The organism is Microbacterium sp. Bi128, from assembly GCF_918698205.1.
The window spans coordinates 1-4,999 of the sequence record NZ_CAKKMM010000305.1 but is presented as its reverse complement, the minus strand read 5'-3'; the positions used below and the strand labels follow the sequence as shown (position 1 = coordinate 4,999).

Here is a 4,999-nt window from a genome sequence, read left to right as displayed (position 1 = left end):
CTCCCTGGGCAGTACAGCTAGGCCGGCGGCCCGGCGGGGCTCATATTTTCCGTCGACAGGCACCGGGGCCAGGACTAGCCTTGAACCGTCCCAGCACGACCCGACAAGGACGATGGAGAGGTGTCCGATCATGGGAACCGAAGAGAATGTTGAACTGGTCCGGCGGGGTTACACGGCCTTCAACGCAGGGGATATGGCGACCCTCAGCGACCTGTTCGCGGAGGACGCAGTCTGGCACGTTGCCGGAAGCGGCGTGCTATCCGGAACCAAACAGGGCCGCGACGCGATTCTGGCGTACTTCGGTGAACTGGGCGCGCGCACCCAAGGTCACTTCCAAGCCAACGTCGAGGACATCGTCGGCGGGGAAAACCACACGGTCGCGATCCAGCAAACCCACGGGGAAGCCAACGGCAAAACCCTGGACATGCCTACCGTCATCACGTTCGTGGTTCGCGACGGACAGATCGCGGAAGGGCGGGAGTTCTTCGAGGACACGGCCAAGGCAGACGACTTCTGGACCTGACCGAACAACCGCCTGATCGGCCCCGCCCGCAGGCTGTTTCCATCATCGGCGGCGGCATCGCCGGGCTGGCTCTTGCAGCCCGGCTGGATCCCGCGCGTTTCGAGGTCACGGTCACAGAACAGCGGTGCGGGCTCCCGACCGTGGGGACATCCTTGGCCATGTGGCCCGCGGCCCAGCGCGCCCTCGGCGATTTGGGCATCCTGGACGCCGTCAGGGAGGCCAGCCCGGTGATCGACGGCATGACCGTCCGGGCGGCCTCCGGCAGGGCATGGACATCAGCGCAGGCGACGGGGCTGATCGGCGTCTCCCGGGTTGATCTCGTCCGGCTCCTCGACGGTGCAGTCCCGGCCAGCGTGCGCCGGGTGTCCGGCCGCCTCGACGTCGTCCGTCCCGGTCCTGCCGGCCTCGTGGTGGGCGCTGACGGTGTCCACAGCGCGGTGCGCCGCAGCTGCTGGGGTGCCCGCTCCGGTGCCCGGTACACCCGCTACCTCGCGGTCCGCGGCGTGGTTCCCGGATCGCTGTGGCGGGGGCACACGGGCGAATACTGGGGCCGCGGGCAGCTCTTCGGGATTGGTCCCGCGGCGGCCGGGACCAACTGGTACGCGGCGTTCCGCTCCGGGGCGGGACACGGAAGCCTCGACGTCGCCGCGGTCCTGGCGGAAACCCGCGCCCGCTACGCAGGCTACGCCCCGGGCATCCGCGACGTCCTGGCCGCTGCGGAACCGGAAACAACCCTGGTGCAGCGGATCTGGACGACGCCGCCGCTTGGCAGCTATGTCCGCGCCCGGGTGGCACTCCTCGGGGATGCCGCCCACGCGATGACACCCAACCTTGGCCGGGGTGCCTGCGAGGCGCTGGTCGATGCCGTGACCCTCGCGGCGCTGCTCAATACCCGGCCCGTGGACGAGGCGCTGGGCGCCTACAACCGGGCGCGCCACCTCCGCACGCAGGCGTTGCGGTGGGCGTCGTCGGCCGTGATGCGGCTGGCCCTGGCGGAGCGGGGCCAGCCTGTGCGGGACGCGCTGCTGGGCTTGGCTAGTCCTGGTCCAGGGTCTCGGTCAGATGGTGCGTTGGAATCCGGTCCCGGTCGTAGGTGATCTCGGTATAGCCGTGCGGCTCTGGCTTGCCGGACGGGCTCAGGTTCACGAAGACGATCTCATCAATGGTGAGGATGCTGCGGCGCGTGATCATGTTCCGGACTTCGGCCCGCATGGTCAGCGATGTCCGGCCGAAACGGGTCGCGGTCAGGCCCATTTCGATCAGGTCGCCCTGGACCGCGGAGCTGACGAAGTTGATTTCGGAGATGTATTTGGTGACGGCCCGGCCGTTGCCCAGCTGCAGGATGGCGTAGATGGCCGCCTCCTCGTCGATCCACTTCAGCAGGCTCCCGCCGAACAGGGTGCCGTTGGCGTTGAGGTCCTCGGGCCGCACCCATTTGCGGGTGCGAAAGGTGATGTCGGCCGATTCCATAGTGCGAGGTTAGCCGACTCCGTGACCGGCGGCGTTGTGTGACGCAGCCGGCCCGGGGCGGCGCGCGGCCTCACGCCATGGCGGTGTGCGCGGCGCTGTGCGAATCGATCGGCTTCGCGTAGCAGTACGAGTGCACCAGGCCTACATAAGGCCCAAAGTTCGGCACGGAAACGAAGCCCGAGTTCTCGTAGAACTGCCGGCCGTCGGTCTGCACCGAGCCGGCCTCCGCAGTCAGGGTGGTGATTCCCAGCGCGTGGGCGTGGGCTTCGAGGGCCGCGAGGATGGAGCTCGCCACTCCTGAGCCACGGGTGTAGGGCAGTACGTAGAGGCGTTTGATTTCAGCGGTGGTGGCGTCCAGCATGCGAAGGCCGCCGCAGCCCACCGGCTGGCCTGAGGCTTTGTCGTGCGCCACCAGGAACACCGCCGTGTCCGCTTCCGACGGCGGCGGGCCGGGTTCGTGGTCGGGCCGGCCGAAGCGGGCCTCGAGTTCCGCCTGCTGGGCTGCCCTCAGGTCCGCTCCGACGGGGTTCGCCCAAGTGACCTGACGGATGTTGAGCCGCGGGTTGGTCTGCATCACTGCCTCGATTCGCCGAAGTGTTATGCAGTCCAAGGCTAGGCACCAGCGGTTTCGGCTGTGTTTCCTGCCGGTAAGCGTCGCGAGAACTGTGGGCGGATGGCAGTGCAGTTGCGGCTTCCGGCTCGACTTTCCGGGTCGACGTGGCGACGGCCACAGCCTAGCGGCGCACCAGTGTCCGCAGGAGTTTCAGCGCCACGGAGATCGAGGCGATATCCACTTGGCCCGGTTTGGTCACTTCCGCGAAGGTGTCCTTGATCCGTGCCAGCTGCTCCTGGTGCCCGCGTTCCCAGGCCACGATGCGCTCCACGGCATCGGACGTGCCGGCGTCGGTGGCATTCAGGCCCTGGGTTGTCGCCATTACCGAGACGGTCATGTCGGCTACGGCGGAATACACATCGTCGCGCAGGGCTGCCCGCGCGAGAGACTCCCAGCGGCTCTGCCGGGGCAGGTCGGTGATGCTGAGCAGCAGGTTCGCGGCGCCGATGCGCTGGAACACCGCGTAGTACAGGTCAGCAATAGTGGGGATGGGTTCGCGCACCTGTTCGGAGATCAGGGAGATGTCCAGCAATCCGAAACTCTCCAACAGGTCCGAGGCGCGCAGGCCCAGCTCCCGGGGCATCCCCACGGCGGCCCAGTGCGTGACTCTGTCTTCCACACGGTCCAGGTCGGAGCCGCGGAGGTAGTCCAATGTTCGGGTCCGCAGCAGTTCCAGGGTGGGCATGATCCTGTCCAAGGCCGCGGCCACGGGCTGGTCGCGATGGTCATGCGTCACGTACCATCGCGTGGCCCGGTCGAGGATCCGGCGCATGTGCAGCGTCGCCTCGGCGACGTGTTCGGTGGGATATCCGGCGGGGAGTGCGGCCAGCCGGGTGACGATCCACGGCAGGTCGTAGGCCTCGCGCGCCACCACAAAGGCCCTGGCAACGGCGGCGGCGGTGGCAGTGGTTTCCTCGATGGCACGGAAGGCGAAGGTGATTCCGCCGAGATTGATCATGTCGTTGGCCACCACTGTGCACACGATCTGGCGGCGCAGCGGGTGGTCCGCCAGCTCTGCTTCAAAGCGTTCGGACAGCTGGCGTGGAAAATAGCCGCGGAGCACGCGCCGGAACCACGGGTCATCGGCAAGGTCGCTGGCGTTGAGCTCCGCTGCCAGTTCGATCTTTGCGTAGGCGGCCAGCACCGACAGTTCCGGCGCGGTCAGGCCCTCACCTGACCGCAGCCGTTCCCTGAGTTGTTCGTTGCTTGGCAGGCCCTCCAGCTTGCGGTCAAGGTCCGTGGCGTTCTCGAGCCAGTCCATGGTCCGTTCGAAGCCCGGGCTCCATTCCCGCACCAGGTGCCGGTCGTTGAAGAGCAGGACATTCTGGTCCGCGTTGTTGGCCAGCACAAGGCGGGCCACCTCGTCCGTGAGGGAATGCAGGAAGCCGGCGCGTTCCGGCGACGGCATCTTTCCCGCCGCGATCATCCGGTCCACGAAGATCTTGATGTTTACTTCATGATCCGAGCAGTCCACGCCGGCTGAATTATCGATGGCGTCGGTATTGAGCAGGACGCCTGCCAGGGCGGCCTCGATCCGTCCGAGCTGCGTGATTCCGAGGTTCCCGCCCTCGGCGATGATCTTCGCCCGCACCTCATTGCCGTTGACCCTGACGGGGTCGTTCGCCTTGTCGCCAACCCCGGTGTTGGCCTCTGATGAGGCCTTGATGTAAGTTCCGATGCCGCCGTTGTACAGCAGGTCCACGGGCGCCCGGAGGATGGCCTGAAGCAGAGCGTGTGGCGGCAGGGACACGGTGCCCGGTTCCAGGCCCAGAGAGCTCCTGACCTGTTCAGTGATGCTGATGGACTTGGCCCGGCGGGAATGGACACCACCGCCCTCGCTGATCAGTGCTGGATCGTAGTCCGCCCAAGATGAGCGGGGGAGGGCAAAGAGCCGCCGCCGTTCCTCGAACGAGGCCCCCGCATCCGGCGCCGGGTCAAGAAAGATGTGGCGGTGATCGAAAGCCGCCACCAGCCGGATGTGGCGGGAGAGGAGCATCCCGTTCCCAAAGACGTCGCCGCCCATATCGCCGATGCCGGCAACTGTGAAGTCCTCTGCCTGGCAGTCCATCCCGAGTTCGCGGAAATGCTGTTTCACCGATTCCCAGGCCCCGCGGGCCGTGATGCCCATCTGCTTATGGTCATAGCCCGCGGTCCCGCCGGACGCGAAGGCATCGCCCAGCCAGAAGCCGTACTCCGCGGCCACCGCGTTCGCAGCGTCCGAAAATGACGCTGTTCCCTTGTCCGCCGCCACCACGAGGTAATAGTCGTCGACGTCGTGCCGCACCACTCGCGCCGGAGGCACCACTGTTTCGCCGTGGGCGGTGGTGACCAGGTTGTCGGTGATGTCCAGCAGCCCGCGGACGAAGGTCCGGTAGCATTCCAGGCCCTCCCTC

Annotated in this window: 5 protein-coding genes; 2 read left to right on the top strand and 3 right to left on the bottom strand. The window is 67.1% G+C overall.

Annotated features, from left to right (window positions below):
- Window positions 1-130 precede the first annotated feature (130 nt).
- Together LQV45_RS17680 and LQV45_RS17675 are read left to right on the top strand one after the other, a co-directional pair.
- Complete coding sequence (locus LQV45_RS17680) at window positions 131-523, top strand: nuclear transport factor 2 family protein (protein ID WP_230008143.1); 393 nt, start codon at window positions 131-133, stop codon at window positions 521-523.
- A 44-nt stretch (window positions 524-567) separates the two neighbouring features.
- Window positions 568-1,620: an FAD-dependent monooxygenase gene (locus tag LQV45_RS17675; protein WP_230008144.1), complete on the top strand. Its 1,053-nt coding sequence runs from the start codon at window positions 568-570 to the stop codon at window positions 1,618-1,620.
- On the opposite strand, the gene LQV45_RS17670 is transcribed toward LQV45_RS17675, so the two are convergent.
- The 3 genes from LQV45_RS17670 to LQV45_RS17660 form a co-directional block, all read right to left on the bottom strand.
- Window positions 1,559-1,993, bottom strand: a complete 435-nt coding sequence (locus LQV45_RS17670) for an acyl-CoA thioesterase (protein WP_079555099.1) — start codon at window positions 1,991-1,993, stop codon at window positions 1,559-1,561. The genes LQV45_RS17675 and LQV45_RS17670 overlap by 62 nt on opposite strands.
- 70 nt (window positions 1,994-2,063) lie before the next feature.
- On the bottom strand, window positions 2,064-2,567 hold the full coding sequence (locus tag LQV45_RS17665) for a GNAT family N-acetyltransferase (RefSeq protein WP_043436378.1): 504 nt from the start codon (window positions 2,565-2,567) through the stop codon (window positions 2,064-2,066).
- Between the two features lie 160 nt (window positions 2,568-2,727).
- A partial coding sequence (locus LQV45_RS17660) for an NAD-glutamate dehydrogenase domain-containing protein (RefSeq protein WP_230008142.1) occupies window positions 2,728-4,999 on the bottom strand: 2,272 nt, incomplete at its 5' end.

Coding starts and splice junctions, on each gene's coding strand:
- LQV45_RS17680 (WP_230008143.1), top strand. CDS start 131: ATGGGAACCGAAGAGAATGTTGAACTGGTCCGGCGGGGTTACACGGCC.
- LQV45_RS17670 (WP_079555099.1), bottom strand. CDS start 1,993: ATGGAATCGGCCGACATCACCTTTCGCACCCGCAAATGGGTGCGGCCC.
- LQV45_RS17665 (WP_043436378.1), bottom strand. CDS start 2,567: ATGCAGACCAACCCGCGGCTCAACATCCGTCAGGTCACTTGGGCGAAC.